At 65.9% G+C, this 25,073-nt stretch carries 22 protein-coding genes and 2 tRNA genes; 12 read left to right on the top strand and 12 right to left on the bottom strand.

Annotation, left to right across the window (positions count from 1 at the left end; translation table 11 throughout):
- The first annotated feature begins 136 nt into the window (after window positions 1–136).
- The 3 genes from H8S47_RS02525 to H8S47_RS02515 are packed head-to-tail and all read left to right on the top strand — an operon-like array spanning window position 137 to window position 3,407.
- The gene (locus tag H8S47_RS02525) at window positions 137–1,663 is read left to right on the top strand and encodes a circularly permuted type 2 ATP-grasp protein (RefSeq protein WP_187502436.1); all 1,527 of its coding nucleotides are present in this window, start codon (window positions 137–139) and stop codon (window positions 1,661–1,663) included.
- A complete protein-coding gene (locus H8S47_RS02520; RefSeq protein WP_187502357.1) occupies window positions 1,663–2,598 on the top strand; it encodes an alpha-E domain-containing protein in 936 nt (311 codons plus the stop codon). The genes H8S47_RS02525 and H8S47_RS02520 overlap by 1 nt, the downstream gene beginning before the upstream one ends.
- Window positions 2,598–3,407 carry a transglutaminase family protein gene (locus tag H8S47_RS02515; RefSeq protein ID WP_187502356.1) on the top strand — a complete coding sequence of 270 codons (810 nt, stop codon included), beginning with the start codon at window positions 2,598–2,600 and terminating at the stop codon, window positions 3,405–3,407. The genes H8S47_RS02520 and H8S47_RS02515 overlap by 1 nt, the downstream gene beginning before the upstream one ends.
- Before the next feature lie 279 nt (window positions 3,408–3,686).
- Here H8S47_RS02515 and H8S47_RS02510 read toward each other — a convergent pair whose 3' ends face one another.
- Both H8S47_RS02510 and H8S47_RS02505 read right to left on the bottom strand, forming a co-directional pair.
- Window positions 3,687–4,463, bottom strand: coding sequence for an arginyltransferase (locus H8S47_RS02510; RefSeq protein ID WP_187502355.1), 777 nt, complete (start codon window positions 4,461–4,463; stop codon window positions 3,687–3,689).
- Window positions 4,464–4,603: 140 nt separating this feature from the next.
- Window positions 4,604–5,863 (bottom strand): threonine ammonia-lyase, encoded by a 1,260-nt coding sequence (locus H8S47_RS02505; protein WP_187502354.1) that lies wholly within the window; start codon window positions 5,861–5,863, stop codon window positions 4,604–4,606.
- A gap of 57 nt (window positions 5,864–5,920) precedes the next feature.
- Here H8S47_RS02505 and H8S47_RS02500 point away from each other — a divergent pair, with 57 nt between their 5' ends.
- A complete protein-coding gene (locus tag H8S47_RS02500; RefSeq protein ID WP_187502353.1) occupies window positions 5,921–6,775 on the top strand; it encodes an NAD(P)-dependent oxidoreductase in 855 nt (284 codons plus the stop codon).
- Window positions 6,775–8,457 carry an amidohydrolase gene (locus H8S47_RS02495; RefSeq protein WP_398456791.1) on the top strand — a complete coding sequence of 561 codons (1,683 nt, stop codon included), beginning with the start codon at window positions 6,775–6,777 and terminating at the stop codon, window positions 8,455–8,457. Before H8S47_RS02500 ends, H8S47_RS02495 begins: the two co-directional genes overlap by 1 nt.
- Before the next feature lie 18 nt (window positions 8,458–8,475).
- Here H8S47_RS02495 and H8S47_RS02490 read toward each other — a convergent pair whose 3' ends face one another.
- From H8S47_RS02490 to H8S47_RS02465, 6 genes are all read right to left on the bottom strand, one after another.
- Window positions 8,476–9,363: an acyl-CoA thioesterase gene (locus H8S47_RS02490; protein ID WP_187502352.1), complete on the bottom strand. Its 888-nt coding sequence runs from the start codon at window positions 9,361–9,363 to the stop codon at window positions 8,476–8,478.
- 73 nt (window positions 9,364–9,436) lie between these two features.
- Window positions 9,437–10,564 carry an acyl-CoA dehydrogenase family protein gene (locus tag H8S47_RS02485; protein ID WP_187502351.1) on the bottom strand — a complete coding sequence of 376 codons (1,128 nt, stop codon included), beginning with the start codon at window positions 10,562–10,564 and terminating at the stop codon, window positions 9,437–9,439.
- A gap of 138 nt (window positions 10,565–10,702) precedes the next feature.
- Complete coding sequence (locus H8S47_RS02480) at window positions 10,703–11,884, bottom strand: acyl-CoA dehydrogenase family protein (RefSeq protein ID WP_120300063.1); 1,182 nt, start codon at window positions 11,882–11,884, stop codon at window positions 10,703–10,705.
- A 4-nt stretch (window positions 11,885–11,888) separates the two neighbouring features.
- Window positions 11,889–13,193, bottom strand: coding sequence for an amidase family protein (locus H8S47_RS02475; protein ID WP_187502350.1), 1,305 nt, complete (start codon window positions 13,191–13,193; stop codon window positions 11,889–11,891).
- A gap of 37 nt (window positions 13,194–13,230) precedes the next feature.
- Window positions 13,231–15,276 carry a 3-hydroxyacyl-CoA dehydrogenase NAD-binding domain-containing protein gene (locus H8S47_RS02470; protein WP_187502349.1) on the bottom strand — a complete coding sequence of 682 codons (2,046 nt, stop codon included), beginning with the start codon at window positions 15,274–15,276 and terminating at the stop codon, window positions 13,231–13,233.
- Window positions 15,277–15,372: 96 nt separating this feature from the next.
- Window positions 15,373–16,593 carry a serine hydrolase domain-containing protein gene (locus H8S47_RS02465; protein ID WP_187502348.1) on the bottom strand — a complete coding sequence of 407 codons (1,221 nt, stop codon included), beginning with the start codon at window positions 16,591–16,593 and terminating at the stop codon, window positions 15,373–15,375.
- A 193-nt stretch (window positions 16,594–16,786) separates the two neighbouring features.
- Between H8S47_RS02465 and H8S47_RS02460 the strand changes: the two genes are divergently transcribed.
- The 4 genes from H8S47_RS02460 (at window position 16,787) to H8S47_RS02445 (ending at window position 20,308) form a co-directional block, all read left to right on the top strand.
- Window positions 16,787–18,493, top strand: a complete 1,707-nt coding sequence (locus H8S47_RS02460) for a class I adenylate-forming enzyme family protein (RefSeq protein WP_187502434.1) — start codon at window positions 16,787–16,789, stop codon at window positions 18,491–18,493.
- A gap of 360 nt (window positions 18,494–18,853) precedes the next feature.
- A complete protein-coding gene (locus tag H8S47_RS02455) occupies window positions 18,854–20,002 on the top strand; it encodes an AI-2E family transporter (protein ID WP_187502433.1) in 1,149 nt (382 codons plus the stop codon).
- Window positions 20,003–20,056: 54 nt separating this feature from the next.
- Window positions 20,057–20,133 (top strand) — tRNA-Asp (locus H8S47_RS02450).
- A 98-nt stretch (window positions 20,134–20,231) separates the two neighbouring features.
- Window positions 20,232–20,308, top strand: a tRNA-Asp gene (locus H8S47_RS02445).
- 293 nt (window positions 20,309–20,601) lie between these two features.
- On the opposite strand, the gene H8S47_RS02440 is transcribed toward H8S47_RS02445, so the two are convergent.
- The 4 genes from H8S47_RS02440 to H8S47_RS02425 form a co-directional block, all read right to left on the bottom strand.
- Window positions 20,602–20,802 (bottom strand): DUF2842 domain-containing protein, encoded by a 201-nt coding sequence (locus tag H8S47_RS02440; protein ID WP_187502347.1) that lies wholly within the window; start codon window positions 20,800–20,802, stop codon window positions 20,602–20,604.
- Window positions 20,799–21,332: a 5-formyltetrahydrofolate cyclo-ligase gene (locus tag H8S47_RS02435; protein WP_187502346.1), complete on the bottom strand. Its 534-nt coding sequence runs from the start codon at window positions 21,330–21,332 to the stop codon at window positions 20,799–20,801. The genes H8S47_RS02440 and H8S47_RS02435 overlap by 4 nt, the downstream gene beginning before the upstream one ends.
- Before the next feature lie 201 nt (window positions 21,333–21,533).
- Window positions 21,534–21,842 carry a cell division protein ZapA gene (locus H8S47_RS02430; RefSeq protein WP_128452890.1) on the bottom strand — a complete coding sequence of 103 codons (309 nt, stop codon included), beginning with the start codon at window positions 21,840–21,842 and terminating at the stop codon, window positions 21,534–21,536.
- On the bottom strand, window positions 21,842–22,102 hold the full coding sequence (locus tag H8S47_RS02425) for a hypothetical protein (protein ID WP_214654910.1): 261 nt from the start codon (window positions 22,100–22,102) through the stop codon (window positions 21,842–21,844). Before H8S47_RS02425 ends, H8S47_RS02430 begins: the two co-directional genes overlap by 1 nt.
- Window positions 22,103–22,246: 144 nt before the next feature.
- Here H8S47_RS02425 and gap point away from each other — a divergent pair, with 144 nt between their 5' ends.
- The 3 genes from gap (at window position 22,247) to H8S47_RS02410 (ending at window position 25,052) form a co-directional block, all read left to right on the top strand.
- Window positions 22,247–23,257, top strand: coding sequence for a type I glyceraldehyde-3-phosphate dehydrogenase (gap, locus tag H8S47_RS02420; protein WP_187502345.1), 1,011 nt, complete (start codon window positions 22,247–22,249; stop codon window positions 23,255–23,257).
- A gap of 149 nt (window positions 23,258–23,406) precedes the next feature.
- Complete coding sequence (locus H8S47_RS02415) at window positions 23,407–23,865, top strand: MOSC domain-containing protein (RefSeq protein ID WP_187502344.1); 459 nt, start codon at window positions 23,407–23,409, stop codon at window positions 23,863–23,865.
- On the top strand, window positions 23,862–25,052 hold the full coding sequence (locus H8S47_RS02410) for a phosphoglycerate kinase (protein ID WP_187502343.1): 1,191 nt from the start codon (window positions 23,862–23,864) through the stop codon (window positions 25,050–25,052). Before H8S47_RS02415 ends, H8S47_RS02410 begins: the two co-directional genes overlap by 4 nt.
- Window positions 25,053–25,073: the final 21 nt, after the last annotated feature.

Here is a 25,073-nt window from a genome sequence, read left to right as displayed (position 1 = left end):
GGCAAGCGCCAGCCACCTCCCCCTGGCGGGGGAGGATCAGAGACCGCAGGTCAGTCAGTCATATTCTTGACTTGTGCAGCGCAGCGAAGCGTTGCAGCATGGAACTGTAACGCTTGATGGGGAATTGACCGTTCCGATGGGGAAACAGGCGTTCGACGAAATCATGGGGACGCCGGGCGATACGACCGCTCGTCCCGAACTCGCGGCTCTCGGGCATTGGATCGAGGAGACGCCCGACGCCGAGCTGCGCCGTCGGCAGGAAGCCGCCGAGACGACGTTCCGCCAGCTCGGCATCACCTTCGCGGTGTACGGCGAGAACGAAGCGGCCGAACGGATCATCCCGTTCGACATCGTCCCCCGCGTGTTCCTCCACGACGAATGGACCCGCCTTTCGGAAGGCCTCGTCCAGCGCGTCGAGGCGATCAACGCATTCCTCAACGACATCTATGGCGAGCGCCGCATCCTGAAGGAGGGCATCCTTCCCGAGGACCTCGTGCTCGGCAACGCGCAGTTCCGCCCCGAGATCGCCGGCATCCGCCCGCCGCACGGCGTCTGGGCGCATATCTGCGGGATCGATCTGGTCCGCACCGGTCCCGACGACTTCTTCGTGCTAGAGGACAATGCGCGCACGCCGTCGGGCGTAAGCTACATGTTGGAAAACCGCGAGGCGATGCTGCGGCTCTGTCCCGAGCTGTTTCGCGAGTTCCGCGTCGCAGCGGTCGACAGCTATCCCGACCTGCTGCTGGAGACGATGAAGTCGGTCGCGCCGCACGGCACGGGCTCTAACCCCACCTGTGTGTTGCTGACCCCGGGCCATTACAACTCGGCCTATTACGAGCACAGCTTTCTCGCCGATTCTATGGGGATCGAACTCGTCGAGGCGGCCGATCTGGTGGTCGACGACGATATCGTCTGGATGCGGACGATCGCGGGGCGGGTGAAGGTCGATGTGATCTATCGCCGGATCGACGACGATTATCTCGATCCGCTCGTGTTCCGTCCGGACTCGGCGCTCGGCGTCCCCGGACTGATCGCGGCCTATGCGGCCGGCAACGTTGCGATCATGAACGCGCCGGGCAACGGCATCGCCGACGACAAGGCGATCTACAGCTACATGCCCGACATCGTGAAATTCTACTCTGGCGGCGAGTGCAAGCTGCGCAACGTCGAGACGTGGCGCTGCCGCGAACCGCAGGCGCTGAAGTACGTGCTCGACAATCTCGAAGACGTCGTCGTCAAGCTGGTCGACGGCTCGGGCGGCTACGGCATGCTGGTCGGCCCGACCGCGTCGAAGCAGGAGATCGAGGATTTCCGCGCCGCGCTGATTGCCGAACCGCATCGCTACATCGCGCAGCCGACGCTGGCGCTGTCGACGGTTCCGACGATGGCCGATGGCGGTCTGTCCCCACGCCACGTCGATTTCCGGCCGTTCGTACTGAGCGGTTCGAAGGGCGTGCAGGTTGTACCCGGCGGTCTTACCCGCGTCGCGCTGAAGGAAGGCTCGCTGGTAGTCAACTCCAGCCAGGGCGGCGGGACCAAGGACAGTTTCGTCCTGATGAAGGATCAGTCGCAGCGAATGGGAGCGGGCGGGATGACGCAGACGATGGGCGGCATGTCGCAGACGCTCGGCACGATCCTGCCGTCGCCGGGAGCGAATAGCTGATGCTCTCGCGTACCGCATCGTCGCTCTACTGGCTCGGCCGCTATTTCGAGCGTGCCGACTTCATCGCAAGACTCGTCGAAGCCACTGTTCGTCTCGACGTTCTCTCCTCGCAGCCGGCGGGTGAGGCAGCCTGGGCCTCCGCGCTCGCCGTCACCGAAACCGAGGAGCCGTTCGCGACGCTCGGCGGCAACCTCAGCCAGACCGAAGTCGTACGCTTTCTGACGCTCGATTCGAGTCACCCCGGCTCGATCGTCCGCTGCGTCGACATGGCGCGCAACAACGCCAAGGCCGTCCGCACCGCGCTGACCCGCGAGGCATGGACCGCGATCAACCGTGCATGGCTGCTGTTCGAGAACCGGACGACGCCGCGCAGCACGACCGACCAGATGAACCTGGTCGAGGCTGTGAAGACCGAGACGCGCGGGTTCGAGGGCGCGGTGCACCGGATGCTGCGCAACCAGACGACGTGGTTCATCCGGCTTGGCCAGGCGGTCGAGCGCGCGGACAACACCGCGCGGCTGCTCGACGTCAAATACCATATCCTGTTGCCCGAGGGCGAACGGCTCGGCGGGGCGATCGATCGCGACCAGTGGACGACGATCCTTCAGACCGTGTCCGCGGTCACCGCCTATCGCTGGCTCTACAATGACGGGCTGCGCCCGGCCGACGTGATCGACCTGCTCCTCGCGCGGGCGGAACTCCCGCGCAGTCTGGCAGCATCGGTCGAGGAGACGGTCGACGTGCTCAACCTGCTGGCGAAACGCACGGGCAATCACGGGGAGGCGGACAGGATGGCACGAATGCGCGCATCACGCATGGCCAAGACGCGATCGGGCGAGGTCATCGCCTCGGGACTGCACCAGTTTCTGCAGGCCTTCATCGCCGAGAATGCGCTGCTCCACGGCGCGATCGGCCGCCAGTTCAAGTTCCAATAATGCGGCTGTCGATCGATCATCACACGATCTACCGCTTCACCCAGCCGCAGGGCCGGCTCGTCCAGATGCTCCGGCTTACGCCTGAGAACACGCATGACCAGACCGTGGCGTCGTGGCGGATCGACGTCGATTGCGACGCGCGGTTGCGGCCGGGACGCGACGGCTTCGGCAATGCGGTGACGATGCTGTATGCCGAGGGGCCGGTCGACGGGATCGAGATCACCGTCAAGGGCGAGGTGCTGACCAGCCATTCGGATGGCGTGCTGCGCGGAGTGCACGAGACGTTGCCGCCCGCGTTGTTCCTGCGCGCGACCGAGGCGACGGCGCCCGATGCGGCGATCGCCGAGTTCGCCGCGGATGCGGTGGCCGGCGCGCGCGACCGGATCGGCGCGCTGCACCGGCTCAACCGTGCGTTGCACCAGAAGTTCGTGTTCGATGCCGGCCGTCCCGAGCCGGGGCGCACCGCGGGTGCCGCATTCCGCAAGGAAAGCGCCACGCCGCGCGACATGGCGCAGATGTTCGCGGTCGCTGCACGGTCGCTGGGGGCGCCGGCCCGCTATGTGTCGGGCTATCATCACAATGATTTCGAGGTGGTGCATTTCCCGACCCCGCATGGCTGGGCGGAGGCGCATGTCGACGGGCTTGGCTGGGTCGGGTTCGATCCGTGCACGGGGATGTCGCCCGAGGAGCATTACGTGCGGGTCGCCATGGCGCTCGATGCGGCCGGGGCGGCGCCGGTTGCTGGCTCGCGGTTAGGTGAGGGTGGCGAGGAGCTCGACGTCGACGTGGTGGTCCAGCGCGAGGACTGATTGCAGTCAGGGTTGGTAGCGTTTGGGATCGGGCGCGCGACTCACAGCATTGTTTCCCCGCGAAGGCGGGGACCCAGACTGGGCTCCCGCCTTCGCGGGAGAACAAGACGCCGCCCGCCGGCTCATAGTATCACCACCCCGGCGAAGGCCGGGGCCCAATCGGCAAGGTGGTCGTAACGAAGCGCTACCCTCCGTTAGCAACGTTTCCCAATTGGGCCCCGGCCTTCGCCGGGGTGGTACGTCGCCAGACCAGTTCGCGGTTGAACGGGCTCGCCGCCTTCAGACCAGCGCCGCAACCCGTTCCGGCGGCGTCACCAGATCGGCCTCCGTCAGCCGCCGCCAGCCCGCCGGACCCAACACCTCCAGCGGCCGGTACCGCGTCTTGTATTCCATCCGCGGCGAGCCCTTCACCCAATAGCCGAGATATACGAAAGGCAGCCCCGCATCGCGCGCGCGGAGGATGTGGTCGAGGATGATGAAGTTGCCGAGCCCCGGCCGGTTCGCATCGTCGGCGGCGAAGAAGCTGTAGACCATCGACAGCCCGTCCGCCTGTCGGTCGGTCAGGCACGCGCCGATCAGCCTTCCCTGCACGCCATCGACCGAAGGTTCGCGATATTCGACGATCAGCGAATTGACCGGCGAATGCTCGATCATGTCGGCATAGTCGTCTTCGTCCATGCCCGCCATGCCGCCGCCCGGATGGCGCGTGCCGAGATAGCGGCGGAGCAGCTGGAACTGCTCGTCGGTCGCCCAGGCCTTGCAGGCCGTGATCTCGATATCGCCGTGCCGCCGCAGCAGCTTGCGCTGCGTCGCGTTGGGCACGAACTCGCCCGCGACGATCCGGACCGACACGCACGCGGTGCAGCCCGCGCAGGACGGGCGATACGCCACGCCCTGGCTGCGGCGAAAGCCGATCCGCCCGAGCGCGTCGTTCAGCTCGCCAGCATGCGGCCCGGTCAGTTCGGTGAACACCTTGCGCTCCTGCCGGCCCGGCAGATACGGGCACGGGGACGGGCTCGTGACGAAGAAGCGCGGAAAACGAAAAGGCGCAGTCACCGAACCAAATGTCCTTCAGGCAGGCGCGGGGAGCCGCGGTTTCGACATATGGTCGCAACGCACGCTACTGAAAAGCGGGTTTACCACGATAGAGCGTTAACGCCGTAAATTACGGCGCTATCGCAATAATCGTGGCTACGTCAGGCGAGTTCGACGGTCGACGTCTCGTACCCGCCGGCGCGCAAGGCTCCCACCAGCCGGTCGAGATGCGCGCGGTCGCGGAGTTCGCATTCGATGTCCGTGATCAGGCCCTTCGCCGGCAGCGTGGTGAAGACGCGCTGATGATAGATCTCGATGATGTTGACGCGTTCCTGATCGAAGATCCGCGCAACATGGAACAGCGCACCGGGCTTGTCCTGCAACCGGATCCGCAGCCGCGCGAGACGACCCGACCGCGCCAGATCGCGCAACAGCACGTTGGCGAGCAGCCGCGTATCGATATTGCCGCCGCACAGTACGATACCGACGGTCTTCCCCGCGAACCGCTCGGGATGCGACAACAGCGCCGCCAGGCCGGCCGCACCGGCGCCCTCGACCACGGTCTTTTCGATCTGCAGCAGCAGGCTGACCGATTCCTCGAGGCTGCGCTCGCTGACCAATACGATATCATCGACCAGTTCGGCGACGATCTTCGCGGTGATCGCGCCCGGCTCCTTGACCGCGATACCTTCGGCGAGCGTGTCGCCGGCGCAGGCCATGTCGGTACCGTTGATGCGGTTGTACATCGACGGGAACAGCTCGGCCTGCACGCCGACGACCTCGATCGGATGACCACCGGGCGCTTCGCTCAAAGCCCGCGCGACCGTCGACATGCCCGAGATCAGCCCGCCGCCGCCGATCGGGATGACCAGCGTATCGAGTTGCGGCACGTCCTCCAGCATCTCGATCGCGACGGTGCCTTGGCCGGCGATGACGCGGGGGTCGTCGAACGGGTGGACGAAGGTGAAGCCGCATTCGCCTTCGAGGATGCGGGCGTGCGCATAGGCCGCGTCGAACGTCTCGCCGTGGAGGACGACGTTGGCGCCGTGCCCTTCGGTCTGCATGACCTTCACGGTCGGCGTGTTGGTCGGCATCACGATGGTCGTCGGGATGCCCAAGCGGTTGGCGTGATAGGCGAGGCCCTGCGCGTGATTGCCGGCCGAGGCCGCGATGACGCCCTTGGCGCGCGCTTCGGCCGACAGCTGCAACAGCGTGTTGAGCGCGCCGCGCTCCTTGTACGCCGCGGTGAACTGCAGGTTCTCGAACTTAAGATACACCGTCGCGCCGGTCATCTTGCTCAGCGTCTTGCTGATCAGCGTCGGCGTGCGGACGATCGAGTCGCGGATCCGGTCGTGCGCGACGCGGACGTCGTCGATCGAGACGGGGAGGGTGGGTGCCGCTACGGCAGCTTGGGTAGCCATGTCCGACCCGCTAGACCATCTGGCGCGCGTGGGAAACACCGCTTATGCGCGGAGGCTATGGCAAAACTGGCATTCATCGGAACCGGCGTCATGGGCGCGCCGATGGCGGGGCACCTCGCCGCGGCAAGGCACGACGTCACCGTCTATAATCGGACTCACGCCAAGGCGTTGGCATGGGCCGATAAATATGGCGGCTCGGTGGCGGAAACGCCCGCCGCCGCGGCGAAGAATGCCGATGCGGTATTCGCGTGCGTCGGCAATGACGACGATCTGGCCTTGGTCACGTTAGGCGAGGACGGTGCGTTCGCGGCGATGCGCGACGACGCGGTGTTCGTCGATCACACCACCGTCTCGGCCTCGATCGCGCGGCGACTGGCTGGCGAGCGTGCGCTGGTGGTCGATGCGCCGGTGTCCGGCGGGCAGGCTGGCGCGGAGAACGGCAAGCTCTCGATCATGTGCGGCGGCTCCACGGAGGCGATGGCGAAGGCCGAACCCTTCATGCAGGCCTATGCCGCGCGGATCGTTCATGTCGGCGAGGCGGGCGCGGGCCAGACGACCAAGATGTGCAATCAGATCGCGATCGCCGGGGTGATCCAGGGCGTCGCCGAGTCGCTGCGGTTCGCGCAAAACTCCGGACTCGATCTCGACAAGGTCTTCGAGGCGATCTCGGGCGGTGCGGCGCAGAGCTGGCAAATGGTCAATCGCTGGCCGACGATGGCGAAGGACGAGTTCGATTTCGGCTTCGCGGTCGATTGGATGCGCAAGGATCTGGGGCTGGCGCTCGACGAGGCGCGGCGCAACGGCGCGGTGCTGCCAGTCGCGGCGCTGGTCGATCAGTTCTACGCGGATGTGCAGGCTATGGGTGGCGCTCGGCAGGATACGAGCGCGCTGGTACGGAGATTGCCGAAGTGATGCGTCTGATGGTTTCCGCAGCCGCGATCGCGCTGCTCTCGACCCCCGCGCTTGCGGACGGGATCGTCGACAACGTCAACGGCATCACGGTCGCCGACGGTGGTCGCGTGATCCACTTCAAGGCGATCCTGATCGACAAGGATGGCAAGGTCACGCGGCTCGTGCCGCCGGGCGAGGAAGCGCCCAAGCTCAGCCGCAAGGAATTGAAGAAAAACGCCGGCAAGCCGCTCTACGACTGGCGGATCGACATGGGCGGCAAGACCGTGCTGCCGGGTTTCGTCGACGCGCATGGCCATGTCATCGAGATGGGTTTCGGCGCGCTGTCGCTCGACCTGTCGATGACCAAGTCGCTCGAGGAGGCCAAGTCGCGGATCGCGGCGTATGTCGCCGCCAACCCCGACCGGAAATGGGTGATCGGGCGCGGCTGGAACCAGGAGGCGTGGGGGCTTGGCCGCTTCCCGACCGCCGCCGACCTCGACTCCGTCTCGGGCGGGCACCCGATCTGGCTGTCGCGTGCCGATGGGCATGCCGGCTGGGCGAACCGCGAGGCGATGCGCGAGGCCGGCGTCACCGCCGCGACCGTCTCGCCTCCCGGCGGTCGCATCGAGAAGACCGGCGGCGCGCCAGCAGGCGTGTTCGTCGATGGCGCGCAGGCGTTGATCGAGAAGGTCGTCCCCCAGCCGCTCCCCAAGGAACGCGATGCCGCCTTCCTGACGGCGCAGAGCATCCTGCTGCGCTACGGCGTCACTGCGGTCGCCGACATGGGCACGACGCTCGACGACTGGCTGACCTATCGCCGGATGGCGGACATCGGCGGGTTACGCGTCCGTATCATGAGCTATGCGCTGGGCGTCGAGACCGCGAGCCGGATCGGCGGCAAGGGGCCGACGCCGTGGCTGTATAACGATCGCCTGAGGATGGGTGGCGTGAAGCTGTATGCCGACGGTGCGCTCGGCTCGCGCGGCGCGTGGCTGTTGAAGCCCTATGCCGACGCGCCCGGCCAGTCGGGGCTGGGTTTCGTGACCGACGACCAGCTCCAGAACCAGATGAGCCGGGCGGCGATGGACGGCTATCAGGTCGCGGTCCATGCGATCGGCGACAGGGCCAACCAGATGGTGCTCGACGCGATCCAGGTCGAGAGCGAGACCTATACCGGTGACCGTCGCTGGCGGATCGAGCATGCGCAGGTCGTCGATCCGACCGACCTGCCGCGGTTCGGCAAGTTCGGCACGATTGCCTCGATGCAGCCGACGCACGAAACCAGCGACCGGACGATGGCCGAGGCACGGCTCGGGCCGAACCGGCTTGCGGGCGCCTATGCGTGGAAGTCGATGCTGACCAACGGCGCCAAGCTCGCGTTCGGGACCGACTTCCCGGTCGAGAAGCCCGATCCGTTCGCGACTTGGGCGGCGGCGTTCACGCGGCAGGATGCCGATGGTCAGCCACAAGGCGGATGGCAACCGCAGGAGCTGGTGACGCGCGAACAGGCGTGGTGGGCGATGACCGGCGCGGCGGCCTATGCGGGGTTTGCCGATAAGCAGTTCGGTGCGCTCGCTCCCGGACAGCGTGCGGACTTCATCATCGTCGACCGCGATCCGACCATGGCGTCGCCGACCGACCTGCGCGCCACGGTCGTGCAGGAGACCTGGATCGGCGGCGAGAAGGTCTGGACGCGCAAGTAACCCCGATGACGCGCGGGGCTATTTGCGCATCCGGATAAGACCCTCCTGCGCGACGCTGGCGACGAGGCGACCGTCGCGCACGAAGATCTTGCCGCGGTTGAAGCCGCGCGCGTGGCCCGACCATGGGCTGTCGCAGGCATACAGCAGCCAGTCGTCGGCGCGGAAATCCTCGTGCAGCCAAAGCGAATGGTCGAGGCTGGCGGTCTGCAGCCCCGGCGTGATCCAGTTCTTGCCATGTGGCAGGAGTGCGGTGCCGAGCAGCGCCATGTCCGACGCATAGGCCAGAACCGCGCGGTGCATCGCCGGATCGTCACCGATCGGCGCGACGAGGCGGAACCAGTTGGCGTAATTGGGCTCCTGCGGGGCCGGGTTGATCCAACTGCGCGGGTTGACCGGGCGCACCTCGATCGGCCGCCAGCGCAACATGTGCGCGCGGAATTTCTCGGGAATGCCGTCGATGTTCTCGAGCCGCAGATCGCGGTCCGAGCGGAGCGTTTCGGGCGCCGGCACGTCGGGCATCGCGTCCTGATGGTGCAGGCCTTCCTCCGGCATCTGGAACGACGCCGCCATGTTAAGGATCGGCTGGCCCTTCTGCATCGCGATCACGCGCCGCGTCGCGAAGCTGCGACCTTCGAAATCGCGGACGACGCGATAGACGATCGGATAGTCCTCGTTGCCCGGGCGCATGAAATACGCGTGGAGCGAGTGGGCTGCCTTGGGGCTTTCGGTCGAGCGTTGTGCGGCTTGCAGCGCCTGCGCGATGACCTGCCCGCCGAACACGCGGCCGACTCCGCCGGGCTGACGCTTGCCGACATAGAGATCGGTATCGACTTCCTCGATCTCAAGCAGGTCGACGAGACCTTGGGCGAGTGCTTCGGGCGTTACTTCAGCAGTATCGGCAGGCATCTGACCTCCTTGTTCACCCGCGAAGGCGGGTGCCCAGTCTGGGCCCCCGCCTTCGCGGGGGTACAACCTACGGTCAATACCCGGCGGCTACCGCGAGCCGATCGGCGTGAAAGTTCGCATCCCCGAACATCTCGGAGAGCACTCGCGCGCGCTTCATGTAGAAGCCGATGTCGTACTCGTCGGTCATGCCGATGCCACCGTGCATCTGGATGCCCTCCTGTACGCTGAGCGTGGTCGCCAGCGCGGTCATCGCTTTGGCCACCGAGACCGCCTCGTCGGCGCGGTCGTTGCCCTGGTCGAGCAATTGCTGCGCCTTCAGCACGGCAGCGCGCGCCACCTCCATTTCCGAATACAGATGCGCGGCACGGTGCTGGAGCGCCTGGAAGCTGCCGATCAGCGTCCCGAACTGCTTGCGCTCCTTCATGTAGCCGATCGTCATGTCCATCGCGCCACCGCCGACGCCGAGCAGTTCCGCCGACGCCCCGGTCCGGACTGCACGCAACAGGCGATCGAGCGGCGTCCGGCCCGCATCGACCTCGCCGATCACCGCATCCGCATCGACCTCGACGCCATCGAATTCGAGCCGCGCGGCCAAGCTCGAATCAGCGAGGCGTTCGGCGTTTGCCGTCAGTCCTGCGGCATCCTTCGGTACGGCGAACAGCGTGATACCGTCTGTGTCGTTGTCCGACCCCGCGGTGCGCGCTGCGACGATGATCAGGTCGGCGGTGTGGCCGTGCGTGACGAACCGCTTGGCGCCGGTCAGCTTGAAGCCGTTGCCTGAACGTTCGGCAGTCATCGTCACGGTGTCGCGGTGTTTGGCGCCCTCGTCGATCGCGAGCGCGGCGACAGTCTCGCCGGCGATGATGCCCGGGAACCAGCGTTCGGCCTGCCCCGTGCCCTTGAGCGCTTCGACGGCGGCTACCGCGGTGGAGAGGAACGGGGAGGGGGACAGGTTGCGACCGATCTCCTCCAGCACCACGCCCGCCTCGACATGCCCGAGCCCGAGCCCGCCCTGGTCCTCGCCGATCAGGATGCCGGTAAAGCCCATCTCCGCGAACTGCTTCCACAGGTCGCGCGAGAAGCCGGTCGCGTCGTCGGCATCGCGCAACGCCCGCATGTGGCTCACCGGCGCGTGCTCCGCGACGAAATCGCGAATGGTGTCCTGAAGGACGGTCTGGTCGTCGTCTAGATACAATGGCATGTCTTCGTCCTTCTGCTCCCTCGCCCCGTCGGGGAGAGGGTTGGGGAGCGGGGCTGTTGGGTCGGATCGTCCGAGCCTCACTGCCCCTCTCCCGCCTACGCTTCGCTGCGGCACCCTCTCCCCGAAGGGGCGAGGGGATTACGCCGGCAATTCCAAGATCCGCTTGGCGATGATGTTGAGCTGGATCTCGCTCGTCCCGCCCTCGATCGAGTTCGCCTTGGTCCGCAGCCACGACCGCGGGATCGCACCGCCACGCGACCGATCGCTGTCCCATTCGAGCGCATCAGAGCCGCCCGCCGCCATCATCAGTTCGTACCGGCCCTTGTTCAGCTCGGTCCCGTAGTACTTCATCATGCTCGGCTGCGCGGGATGCGCCTTGCCCGCCTTCAGCTCGTCGATGAACCGCTCGGACATCGCCCCGAACGCCTTCGCGCGCACCTCGAACAACGCGATCGACGCGCGCAGCAGCGGATCGGCCAGCCGCCCGTCATGCCCAAGCCCGACGGTCGCGATCGCGCCGTCGATCAGCGGATTGCCGCCACTCGACGCCAGCCCCATCCCCGAGATCATCTCGCGCTCATGCCCGAGCAGATACTTCGCGACGTCCCAGCCCTTGTTCTCTTCGTAGACGCGGTTGACCTTGGGCACCTCGACATTGTCGAAGAACGTCTCGCAGAACGGCGAATTGCCGCTGATCAGCAGGATCGGCTTGGTCGAGACGCCCGGCGAGGCCATGTCGAACAGTACGAAGCTGATGCCGCCCTGCTTCGAGGTCTTGTCGGTGCGAACGAGGCAGAAGATCCAGTCGGCCTTGTCGGCATAGGAGGTCCACACCTTCTGTCCGTTGACGAGATAATGGTCGCCCTTGTCCTCCGCCGATGTGGCGAGCCCGGCAAGATCGGACCCCGCATTCGGCTCCGAATACCCCTGGCACCAGCGGATCTCACCGCGCGCGATCTTGGTCAGGTGATCGAGCTTCTGCTCCTCGGTGCCGTATTTAAGCAATGCCGGCCCAAGCATCGAAATCCCGAACGAATTGAGCGGGTTGCGCGCCTTTATTGCCGCCATCTCTTCGCGAAGGATCTTCGTCTCTGCGGGCGACAATCCACCGCCGCCATACGCCTTGGGCCAATCCGGCACGGTCCAGCCCTTGGCGGCCATCTTGTCGAGCCACTCCTTCTGCGCGGGCGACGACGGTTTGAACTGGCGCCCGCCCCAGCAGACGTCGTCCTCCGAGCGCACCGGCTTGCGCATCTCGGGCGGGCAATTCTCCGCGAGCCACGCACGCGTTTCGGACCGGAAAGTATCGAGGTCGGACATCGGATCAGCTCCTGCTTAGTCGATTACACAGCGCGGCGACGGCGATCGCGTCGTGGTCGCGGTAACGGTTGGTGATGACCTGCACGCCGATCGGCAGGCCGCGCGGGTCGATCCCGACAGGCACGCTGGTCGCGGGCAGATTGGGGAAGGTGGCGAGCCCGGCCCAGGCGAACTGGACGCCGAACGGGGTATCCTCGCCGTCGATCGACAGCGTGCGCCGCGCGACGTTGCACTCGGCGATGTGCGGGAAGGCGTTCACGCCGCTCGCCGGCGCGATCACCGCGTCGAACCGCTCGAACAGCGCACCCCAGGCGCGTTGCATCCGCGCCTGCGAATCGAGCAGGTCGAACCAGTGCGACAGCGTCGCGACCTTGCCGTCGCGGGCGGGGCCGCCGCGGGTCATCGCGATGCCGAGCATCCGCATGTAGTCGGCGTGTTGCGCGGCGAGATCGATCGGCGGCGGCGCATGCGATACGGTTGCGCCCGAGCGGGCCAGCGCCTCGCCGACGTGCTCGATTGCCGACACGATCGACGCATCCACGCGCGCCGCGGGATGTGCGGTCAGCAACAGGACGCGCGGCCGGGCAAGATCGACGCGCGGGCGGGGCAATGGCAGATCGGCGAGGATGTCGAGCGCGACGGCCAAATCCTCTGAATTGCGCGTCAACGGACCAATGACGCCGAGAACCGCGCTCGCCCCGTCGGTGCCGGGCACGCGGTGGCCGATATCGGACAAGGCGCCATAGGTCGGCTTGTGCCCCCAGACGCCACAGAACGCGGCCGGCACGCGGATCGAGCCGCCGATATCGGACCCGAGCTCGAGCGGTACCATCCCTGATGCGAGCGCCGCCGCGGCACCACCCGACGATCCGCCGGGTGTCAGCGTCGGATCGATGGGATGATTCGTCCGGCCATGGATCGGGTTGTCCGCCTGCCAGTCGCTCAGCCGCACCGGCACGTTGGTCTTGCCGAGGATCACCGCGCCCGCCGCCTTCAGCCGTGTTACGGCGACAGCATCGCGGTCGACGATGTTGTCGCGGTGGATCTCGACGCCCCAACTGGTCGGCAGGCCGGCGATGTCGAACGATTCCTTGACCGTCATCGGCACGCCGAACAGCGGCCGGTCATCGGGACCTTCCGCATCGAGTGCGCGTGCAGCCTCCCGCGCCCGCGCGAAATCGCGGACGACGACGGCATTGATCGCACCATCGCGCGCCTCGATCCGCGCGATCGCCGCGTCGCATTCGGCGAGCGCGGTCGTCTCGCCCGCACGGATCGCCGCCGCGGTCTGGAGCGCGGACCGCTCCATCAGCGTGCGGTTGCCCGAAAGAAACGACCGCGACCGATCACTTCAACCGACCGCCCGATGCCGCGGCATCCTTCAACGACTTCGCCACCGGGAACCCGTATTTCTCGAGCCCCGCGACGACCTTCGCCAAGCCCTCCGACTGCGCCCAGAACATCGGCCCGCCACGGTACACCGGCCAGCCATAGCCATAGATCCACACCACATCGACGTCCGACGCACGCTGTGCCTTGCCCTCTTCGAGGATCAGCGCGCCTTCGTTCACCATCGTGTAGAGCGTCCGCACGACGATCTCCTCGTCGCTGATCTCGCGCGGCGTCACGCCCGACTTCTTGCGGAAATCGTCGATAATCTCGGTGACCCGCGCAGAGTTCGACGGCGTCCGCTTCTCGTCGTAATCGTAGAACCCCGCCTTGGTCTTCTGGCCCCAGCGGTTCTCCGCGGCCAGCGCATCGCGGATGTTCTCGATCCGGCTCGGATCGCGGTGCCAGCCGATGTCAACGCCCGCCAGATCGCTCATCTGGAACGGCCCCATCGGCATGCCGAACGCGACGTGGACCTTGTCGATCTGCTCCGGGCTCGCACCCTCCAGCAGCAGCTTGGTCGCCTCGACCTGCCGCGGCATCAGCATGCGGTTGCCGATAAACCCATAAGTGACGCCCGCCACCACGGCGACCTTCTTGATCTTCTTGGCCAGCGCCATGACTGTCGCCAGCACGTCGTCGGCGGTCTTTTCCCCGCGTACGACCTCCAGCAATTTCATGACGTTGGCGGGCGAGAAGAAGTGCATGCCGACCACGTCCTCGGGCCGCTTGGTGCACGCGGCGATCTCGTCGATGTTCAGGTACGAGGTGTTCGACGCGAGGATCGCGCCGGGCTTGGCGATTGCGTCGAGCTTGGTGAAGATCTCCTTCTTCACCTCCATCGTCTCGTACACCGCCTCGATGATCAGGTCGCATTCGGCGAGATCGGCGAAGTCGAGCGTCGGCTTCAGCGCGCCCATCGCCTGTTCGACCTGCTCGGGCTTTATCCGACCCTTCGCGGCGGTCGCCTCGTAGTTCTTGCGCACGACGCCGGTGCCGCGGTCGAGCGCATCCTGCTGCATCTCGACGATCGTCACGGGGATGCCCGCCGACAGGAAGTTCATCGAGATGCCGCCGCCCATCGTGCCCGCGCCGATCACGCCGACGCGCTTGATCTCGCGTAGCTTGGTGTCGGCGGGAACGTCGTCGATCTTGGCGGCCTGGCGTTCGGCGAAGAAGATGTGGCGCTGGGCGGCCGACTGCACGCCCATCATGAGCTTCATGAACTCCTGGCGCTCGAACGCGATGCCCTCCTCGAAGCCGGAGCCGTCGGCGGCCTTCTCGACGCAGGCGATGTTCGCAGCAGGCGCGTCAAAGTTGCGAAAACGCCGCGCATTCTCCTTCTTGAACGCAGCCACCGCATCGGGATCGGCCTGCGCGGTCTTCTCGGACGCACGGGGCAGGGGGCGCTTGGTGGCGATCTCACGCGCGAACGCGATGGCATCGGCCTCAAGCGAGTCCTCACCGACGATCTTATCGATCAGGCCGGCGTCGAGCGCCTTCTTGGCCGAAATCGGATCGCCCTTCGCGGTCATCTCCAGCGCGAGCTTCACGCCGGCGATGCGCGGGATACGCTGCGTGCCGCCCGCGCCGGGGAGCAGGCCGAGCTTCACTTCGGGCGTGCCGATCTTCGCCGACGGGACGGCGACGCGGTAATGGCAGCCGAGCGTGACCTCGCAGCCGCCGCCGAGCGCGGTGCCGTGGATTGCCGCGACGACGGGCTTCGACGACGCCTCGATCATGTCGACGACGGTCGGCAGGCCGGGCTCGACTATCTCCTTGCCGAACTCGGTGATGTCGGCGCCCGCGAAGAACGTGCGGCCGTCGCAGCGGATCACCATCGCGGTGATGCTGTCGTCGTTCACGCCTTCCTTGATCGCGGCCTCGAGGCCCTGTCGGACCGCGGCGCCGAGCGCGTTGACGGGAGGGTTGTTCGAGATGATGACGAGCACGTCGTCATGGCGTTCGGTGCGGATCGGGCCAGTGTTCGTTGACGAGGTCATCATATTCTCCTTGTTCTCCTGCGAAAGCAGGAGCCCAGGGCCGCATCGGCAGCCCTGCGTGATACTGGACTCCTGCTTTCGCAGGAGAACGGAAACTCAGGTCATCGCCGCGTAGATCATCGTCTTCAGTTCGCGGCGGATGGGATAGAAACTGCTCGGCGAAAGCTGCGTCATGAACACCATCGATAGGCGCTCGACCGGGTCGACGAAGAACGCGGTCGAGAACATCCCGCCCCAGTAATATTCGCCCTGCGATCCCGGCACCATCGTCTTGGCGACGTCGTCGGTGATCGCGAAGCCGAGCCCGAACCCGGTGCCCGCGTTCGACGCCTCACTGAACAGCGACTTCGACATCGTCGCGAGATCGGATTTTCCGGGCAGGTGGTTCTGCGTCATCAGGTCGAGCGTCTTGCGCCCGAGGATCCGCGCACCGTCGAGTTCGCCGCCGTTTAGCAGCATTGTATTGAACCTGTGGTAATCGAGCGCGGTCGAAACGAGCCCGCCGCCGCCGGACAGAAGCTTCGGCGCGCGGCTCCAGGCGCTCTCGGCACCGCGATCGTACATCACGCGGCCTTTACCCGCGACAAGCGTGTAGCAGTCGGTCAACCAATCGAGCTTGTCGGCGGGAACTTGGAAGAAGGTGTCGTCCATCTTCAGCGGCGCGAAGATGCGCTCCCTGAAGAACTGGTCGAGCGGCAGGCCCGACACGCGCTGCACGACCGCGCCGAGCACATCGGTCGCGACCGAATAATTCCACGCGGTGCCGGGTGAGAATTCGAGCGGGATCTTCGCCAGTGCGCCGATGAAGCCGTCGAGGTCATGGCCACCGTGCCAGCTCTCGATCTTGCCCTCGCGATAGGCAGCGTCGACGTTCGAACGGTTCTGGAAACTATAGGTCAGCCCCGAGGTATGGCGCAGCAGATCGACCATCCGCATCGGCTCGGCGGTCGGCTTGGTTACGAACGGCACGCCGCCGCCGCCGCCATTATAGACCGCGATATCCTTGAACTCGGGCAGCACGTGATGGACCGGCGTATCGACCGCGACGAGTCCCTGTTCGACCAGCATCATGAACGCGACCGAGGTGATCGGCTTGGTCATCGATGCGATCCGGAACAGCGATCCTTCGTTGACGCTCTTGCCGCCCTCACGCGCCGCGCCCGCGTTCGAGAAATGGACGATCTCGCCGTCGCGCGCGATCAGCAATTGCGCGTTCGGCAGCTTGCCCGAATCGATGTAGCGCGTCCGGAGCAGCGTATCGATCGCCGCCAATCGGCTCGCATCGAAGCCGCGCGAGGCAGGTTCAGCGATTTTCACGATTCGACCGTCCGTGTCATGACCCGCTCCATACCCCTAGTTCGAACTTGGTGCCTCTATTGCCTTGAGTGCGGCAGGAATCAACTATAACCTGTCTTCGAACAGGCGATAAGCCAAACCCGAAATTCAACTCTGGAGTCAACCGGTCTTGGCGAACGAACCGATCATCGCACTCGATCCCTCCTGGCCCGCGATGTCGCTCGCCGATGCCGAGCGAATGCTGACCGCGCCCGGCGCGAAGTTCGAGATGGAGACGATCACGATCGACGGCATCGCGACGCGCATCTGGAAGAACGCGCCGCCGTCGCTCAGGTGGCTGGCCGAGGCGGCACGCGCGCATGGCGACCGCGTGTTCACCGCGTATGAGGACGAGCGCGTAACCTACGAGGCGAATTTTCGCGCGATCGCGGTGCTGGCGCACCGGTTACGCGACATGGGGATCGGCGCTGGCGACCGCGTGGCGCTGGCGATGCGCAACCTCCCCGAATGGCCGGTCGCGTTCTTTGCGGGCGCGAGCATCGGCGCGATCATGGTGCCGCTCAACGCGTGGTGGACCGGCGCGGAGATGGAATACGGCCTCGCCGATTCGGGCGCGCGCGTACTGATCACCGACGACGAGCGGCATCACCGGCTGGAAGCGGCCTACGCGACGCTGCCGGCGCTGGAGCACGTGTTCGTCGCACGCGCCGCAGAACCATTGACGGGGATAGTGACGCGGCTGGAGGACGTGATCGGCACGCCGCACGACTGGGCCGCGTTGCCTGATGTCGGCTTGCCCGAGGCGACCATTGCGCCCGACGACGATGCGACGATCTTCTACACCAGCGGCACCACCGGCGCGCCCAAGGGGGCACTCGGTACGCACCGCAACATGATGTCGAACATCCTGTCGGGCGGCTATTCGTCCGCGCGGTCGTTCCTGCGCCGCGGTGAGGCGCCGCCGGAACCGACGCCGCGCGTGACCTTGACCGTGATTCCGCTGTTTCACGTCACCGCCTGCTCGGCGGGGATGATGGGGGTGATCGCGACCGGCAGCACGATGATCTTCATGCGGAAATGGGACACCTTGCGAGCGATGGAGATCATCGAGCGCGAGAAGGTCAACATCACTGGCGGCGTGCCGACGATCGCGTGGCAGTTGCTTGAGCATCCCGACCGCGAGAAATACGACCTCTCGTCGCTCGAATCGATCGCGTACGGTGGAGCACCCGCTGCGCCCGAACTGGTGAAGCGCATCCATGCCGAGTTCGGCGCAATGCCCGGCAATGGCTGGGGCATGACCGAGACGATGGCGACCGTCACGCATCATGGCGGCGAGGATTACCTCAACCGCCCGACCAGCGCGGGGCCTCCGGTCGCGGCGGCCGACCTGAAGATCGTCGCGGACGACGGCGTGACGGAGATGGCTCTGGGCGAAGTCGGCGAACTCTGGGCACGCGGCCCCATGATCGTGAAGGGCTATTGGAACAAGCCCGACGCGACCGCCTCGACCTTTGTCGACGGCTGGGTGCGGACAGGCGATCTTGCCCGCCTCGACGACGAAGGCTTCTGCTACATCGTCGACCGCGCCAAGGACATGATCATCCGTGGTGGCGAGAACATCTACTCCAGCGAGGTGGAGAACGTCCTGTACGCGCACCCCGCAGTTACGGACGCGGCGCTGATCGGCATCCCGCACCGGATTCTCGGCGAAGAGCCGGCCGCGGTGGTGCACCTGGCGCCGGGAGCAGTGACGAGCGAGGCGGAGTTGCAGGGCTGGGTGCGGCAGCATCTGGCGGCGTTCAAGACGCCGGTGGCGGTGCGCTTCGTCCACGAGACTCTGCCGCGGAACGCGAACGGAAAGATCCTGAAGAGGGATCTCCAGGTGCTGTTCGAGGACCGGGTGGGGGTGTCGGCGTAGGAGACCGTACCTGATACTGCTCCGTCATCCTGACGAAAGTCAGGATCTGGAGTAACGGAAGGTAGCGCTTTTGGGCTCTGGGTCCTGGCTTTCGTCACGATGACGGAGAGCGGGTGTCTCCGGATCCAGACATGATCGGATATAACGCGGTCTTTTCTAGGAATTCCATCGCGCTGGCACCGCGCGCCGCTTGAATGCCGGCCGGGATTACGGGATGGGAGTGGCAAAGGAATTGCCATGACGGACGAGGGTCTTCGCCAGGAAACGCACCAGCCGGGGGGCGGGGACGGCGTCGTTGCGGAAGGTCCGCCGGCCGAGAGTGCGTTCGGGCTGCCGATAGCGGTCGGGGTCGAGGATGCGATGCGAATTGCGCAGCGGCGCGACCGTTTGCTCGCGGCGTTGACGTTGACCGCGGGTGTCGGGTTGATCCTCGCCACGCCGTTCGCGTTGAAATCGGGGGCGGAGTTCTTCCTGCCGCTGACGATCGCGCTCGTGATATCCGTCGCGCTCGTGCCGGTGCTGGAATGGCTCGAGCGGCGCCATGTGCCGTCTCCGCTGGCCGCGATCCTGTGCATCCTCGTCTTTCTGATCGCGGCGAACATCGCGATCGCTGCGATCCTAGTGCCTGCGACCGACTTCTTCCGGTTGCTGCCGACGCGACTGGATCGGATCCAGAGCAACCTCGCGCCGCTGCTCGACCTGTATTCGAGCCTTGAGAAATACGTGAACAAGACGCTGCGGCAGGTCGCATCGACGCCGATCAAGCAGCCGGCGACCGCAGGCGTAGCCGCGCCGGGCTCGATCCTCGAACTCGCGGCGACGTCGGCGCCGGCGGTTATCGTACAGTTCCTGTTCGGTGTCCTGATCGTGTTCTTCTTCCTCTCGGGCTGGACGCGGATGCGACGGCAGACGATCACCGGGCGGACCAGCTTCGACGGGGCGATGGCGACCGCCCGCGTAATCCAGGATATCGTCGACGACGTGTCCGCCTATCTCGGCACGATCACGCTGATCAACATCGTGCTCGGGATCATCACCGGTATAGCACTGTGGTTCATCGGCATGCCGTATCCGGCGATGTGGGGCGGGATCGTCGCGCTGCTCAACTACATCCCGTATTTCGGGCCAGTGATCGGTGCGTTCCTGCTCGCGCTGGGGGGGCTGATGACGTTCTCCGACATCTGGATGGCGATGCTGCCGCCGGCGCTGATGTACGGGCTGCACCTGGTCGAGGCGAACGCGATCACACCGTTCGTGGTCGGGCACCGGTTGACGATCAGTCCGTTGCTGATCCTGATCTCGCTGAGCTTCTGGGGATGGGTGTGGGGCACGTCGGGCGCGCTGCTCGCGGTTCCGCTGCTAATCATCATCCAGACGATCGTGAAGGCCGCTGGCAAGCCCGATATCGCCGGGTTCCTGTTCGAGCACGGGACGCTGGTGCAGCCCAAGACCGGGCGAAACCGCCGTCGTGGCGACCCGCCCGAGGCACAACGTGAAACTGGCGGATAATTTGGGTTGACGGTATCCGAACCCTCGCCTAGTTGCCGCCTCCACGCTGTTTCAGCGGGTGTAGCTCAGTTGGTTAGAGCGCCGGCCTGTCACGCCGGAGGTCGCGGGTTCGAGTCCCGTCACTCGCGCCATCGTTTGCCCTGACCGGGTAGATGGTTCGAGATAGTGTCGAGGTTTTGACGAGCCTTCCCGCGTGTCCCTTGGGACGCTAAGGTTCGTCATTGGGAATGCGGGTGTAGCTCAGTTGGTTAGAGCGCCGGCCTGTCACGCCGGAGGTCGCGGGTTCGAGTCCCGTCACTCGCGCCACCCTGATGGGGTGGCCGAGACCCTTCAAAGTTTTGGATGCCGAGAGCATTCTGTTCCGTAGATTATCCGGAACCACCAGCCCCTTTCCGTTCGTGCTGAGTAGAGACCGAGTAGCTCCGTCAGGAGCGTATCGAGGGCTCGTATCGAAGCATGGGTTCCGCGCGCCAACCTGTCCTTCGATACGCCCCCTCGATACGCCGCTGCGCGGCTACTCGATGGCTACTCAGGACGAACGGTAGGGGCCGGGGGGCAGCGGAGCGCAACGGCTCTGGGAGACGGCAGGCAGGGCTACTTTACCGCCCGAGCTCCATCCAGCGCAGGACCGGCTTCAACGGTGCGATCCAAATCAGGCCGGTAAACAGGTAGAACACCAACTGCCCCAGCCAGTGCCAGCTACCAACGATGTTCGACAGGCTGACGATGGCCAAGCACCACACCAGGATCAGGAGCAAGATGCCAAGCATACCGACGGGTTTGCGCCAGGTTGGCGTCATGGCGTGATCCATTCGAGTTCGGTGGCGATGGCGTGGAGCGGGACGTCCCACGGGTCTGGGGTCAGAGTATCCACCTGCTGCACCGACAGCGCAATGCCGACGCGCCAGGCGTTCGAGTGCGCAAGGAAGGCACGGTCGTAATAGCCGGCGCCCTGGCCGATTCGGTTGCCGCCTCGATCGAAGCCGACGAGCGGCGTCAGGATGATGTCGGGTTCCAACTCGGCCGTGTCCTCGGCGGGCTGGTGCAGTCCGAACGGTCCGGCGATCAGCGCCGCCTCGGTTTCCCACGACAGGAAGCGCATCGGCAGCGACCGGCGGACGACATGGGGCAGGGCGATGACGCAGCCGGCTTCGACCGCAGCGCGGGCGAATGGCGATGGATCGGCCTCGCCGCCGAACGGAACATAGGAAGCTACCGTCAGTCCGGGTTTCAACCGCGCCAGAAACGCTGACGGCACGGGAATTTCGACGGGCGGGCGCGCTTCGCGGGCGGCGCGCAACGAGGCTCTCAGCGCGCTCTTGCCGGTCATGCGCAGGAAACCTCGCAATGGGGTGGAGGTGGGGTGGCGGGCCCACCATGGCCGTGTGCCGGGTTATCCACTGACGCACGGTACGTCAGGTGGGGACCATATGCTTCGGACCAGGATCCTAACAGGGACAGCCCCCTATGGATGATGAATAGCCTCAGGGATAATAAAGGCTCGTACCGGGCAGAACCCGCCACCACCAATCTAGGCGCTCGGCGGGCTTAGCTCAAGGGCTTCCGCGAGACCTTCGAGACGATCGGCGATGCGGGTGAGCGCGATCTCGCTGACCGCCGAGCCTTCGGGCGGACGATGTGCGGCTTCGTCGAGGTCGTCGGCGAGCATCAGCGCGACGAACAGCATCGCGCGTTCGGCACTGAGACCGCCGGCGGCACGGTCCGCGATCGGCCAGCGTTCGGCGAGCATCGCTCCGAGCAACCGGACGCGCGACTCTTCGCCGTCGCGGCAGGCGACGGCGTGCGGGCGGCCGCCGATATCGAGCATGACCTGTGCCATCAGTTGGGGCTCCCGCGCGTGATGACATCGTCGAGTGCCGCGACGGCTTCGGCCATCCGTGCTTTCAGCGCGGCGTGGCGTTTGGCGAGGGAATCGCTGCTGCGGGCGCGGGCGGTGATCGCGGCTTCGATCCGCGCGATCGCGGCGTCGATCCGATCGACCGCCGCCGTGTCCGCCGCCCCGTCCTGTATCGCATCGGCCCCGGTATCGGCACTCTTATCGGTCGTCGTATCGGATATCGTGTCTGGAGTATCTGGCATGCTGTCGAGATAGCATGGCCGGGGTGTGCGACAAGCCGCTTTCGCCGCCCCGATCCGCGATCCACGGTGTTGACAGGGCGCCCCACCGCCCCGCAAAGGCTGCGCGCCCGGAACGGACTCGCGGGTGTTAGCGGAGATACGGCAATGACGGTCAAGGTTGCGATCAACGGTTTCGGGCGCATCGGCCGTCTCGTCGCCCGCGCGGTACTCGAACAGTCGAACGGCGCCCTCGAACTCGTCGCGATCAACGATCTCGGCGATGCGAAGTCGAACGCGTGGCTGTTCAAGCGCGACAGCGTCCACGGCAAATATCCGGGCGACGTCTCGGCCGAGGGCAACGAACTGGTCGTCGACGGCAAGCGCATCCGCGTCACCGCCGAGCGTGACCCGGCCAACCTGCCGCACGCCGAGCTGGGCGTCGACATCGTCCTCGAATGCACCGGCTTCTTCACTGACAAGGCGAGCTGCCAGAAGCATCTCGATGCGGGTGCCAAGAAGGTGCTGATCTCGGCACCGGGCAAGAACGTCGACCTGACGGTCGTCTACGGCGTCAACCACGACAAGCTGACCGCCGAGCACACGATCGTCTCGAACGCGTCGTGCACCACCAACTGCCTCGCGCCCGTCGCCAAGGTGCTGAACGATGCGATCGGCATCGAGCGAGGCCTGATGACGACGATCCACGCCTATACCAATGACCAGAAGATTCTCGATCAGATCCACCCGGACCTGCGTCGCGCTCGCGCTGCGGCGATGTCGATGATCCCGACCACGACCGGCGCCGCGCGCGCCGTTGCCGAGGTGTTGCCGGAGTTGAAGGGCAAGCTCGACGGTTCGGCGATCCGCGTGCCGGTGCCGGATGTTTCGCTGATCGACCTGACCTTTACGCCCTCGCGCGACACGACGCGTGAAGAGGTGAATGCGGTGCTGAAGGCGGCCTCCGAGAGCGGCCCGTTGGTTGGCGTGCTCGACTGGTCGGACGAGCCGCTCGTCTCGATCGATCTCCAGCATACGCCGGCCTCGTCGACGATCGATAGCCTGGAGACCGCGGTGATCGACGGCAAGCTCGTCCGCGTCGTCAGCTGGTACGACAACGAATGGGGCTTCTCGAACCGCATGGTCGATACCGCCACCGCGATGGCGAAGTTCATCTAAGGTAGACGGACGCTGCGTTCTCCTGGCCGCTATCCCACCCCAAACCGTCATCCCAGCGAAAGCTGGGATCTCCCTATTCGGGTCGAGACGCCCGCCAACGGGGAGACCCCAGCTTTCGCTGGGGTGACGGGGATTGGGATGGACTGCTGATGGGCACGATCGCCGGGATCGCCCGTCACCCTCGCGCGAAAGCCCCGATGGAGGTCATCGACCATGTCGAGATCACCATCGAGGCCGGCCTGCACGGCGACTTTCGCGGTTATGTGAAGCCCGGCGGCAAGGGCGGGCGCCAGGTCACGCTGCTCGAACGCGGCGATTGGGACGCGGCGATGGCCGAGGTCGGCCACGATATCCCGTGGTACCAACGCCGGGCGAACCTGCTCGTCGACGGCTTCGACCTTCCCCAGATACCCGGCACGCGGCTGCGCATCGGCGCGGACGTCGTGCTGGAGGTGACGCGCCACACCGATCCGTGCGAACGCATGGAAGCACTGGCGCCGGGATTGTTTGCCGCGCTGACGCCCGACTGGCGCGGCGGGGCCTGTACCCGAGTTTTGATGGGCGGCAGTATCGCCGTCGGTGATGAGATCAGGATCGAAGAACCATGACCAAGCCATTCAAGACGCTCGACGATATGGGCGACATCCAGGGCAAGCGTGTGCTCGTTCGTGAAGACCTCAACGTGCCGATGGCCGAGGGTCATGTCACCGACGACACCCGTATGCGGGCCACCGTCGCGACCGTCGGCGAGCTTGCCGACAAGGGGGCGATCGTCCTCGTCCTCGCGCATTTCGGCCGTCCCAAGGGCGTGCCGAGCCCGGAGTTCTCGCTGTCGCAGGTCGTGAAGCCGTACAGCGAAGTGCTCGGCCGCGAAGTTCGCTACGTTGACTGGGAGGGCGCGGATGACGCCGTTGCCATGCTCGAACCCGGCGACATCGCGGTGCTGGAGAACACGCGGTTCTTCGGGGGGGAAGAGAAGAACGATCCGGCGGTGGTGCAACGCTTCGCGCGCCTCGGCGACCTGTACGTCAACGATGCTTTCTCTGCCGCACACCGTGCACATGCCTCGACCGAGGGACTAGCCCACGTGCTCCCTGCCTATGCGGGCCGCGCAATGGAAGCCGAACTCGACGCGCTGCAGAAGGCGCTCGGCGAGCCCGAGCATCCGGTCGCCGCGGTCGTCGGTGGCGCCAAGGTGTCTTCGAAGCTCGACGTGCTTCGGCATCTCGTCACCAAGGTGGATCATCTGATCATCGGTGGCGGCATGGCCAATACCTTCCTCGCAGCGCGCGGCGTCGATGTCGGCAGAAGCCTGTGCGAGCATGAGCTTGCGAGCGTTTGCGAACAGATCATGGAAGCTGCGGACAAGGCCAACTGCACGGTCCACCTGCCGTACGACGTGGTGGTCGCCAAGGAGTTCAAGCCGAACCCCGCTACGCGCACCGTCAACGTCCACGAAGTCGCCGCGGACGAGATGATCCTCGATGTCGGCCCCGCCGCGGTTGAATCGCTCGGCGACGTGCTGAAGAACTGCCGCACTTTGGTCTGGAACGGGCCGCTCGGCGCTTTCGAGACGGTGCCGTTCGACAAGGCCACCGTCGCCCTCGCGAAGACCGCGGCGGCACTTACCGAGGGCGGTTCGCTCGTCTCGGTCGCCGGCGGCGGCGATACGGTCGCGGCGCTCAACCACGCCGGCGTCGCGGACGCGTTCACCTTCGTCTCGACCGCAGGCGGTGCGTTCCTGGAATGGATGGAAGGCAAGACCCTCCCCGGGGTCGCCGCGCTCCACGGTTGAAATGCGCGGGCATCCGAGCTA

It is taken from the genome of Sphingomonas albertensis (assembly GCF_014358075.1).
Lineage (GTDB): Bacteria > Pseudomonadota > Alphaproteobacteria > Sphingomonadales > Sphingomonadaceae > Sphingomonas > Sphingomonas albertensis.
This window is presented reverse-complemented; position numbering and strand designations above follow the sequence as displayed.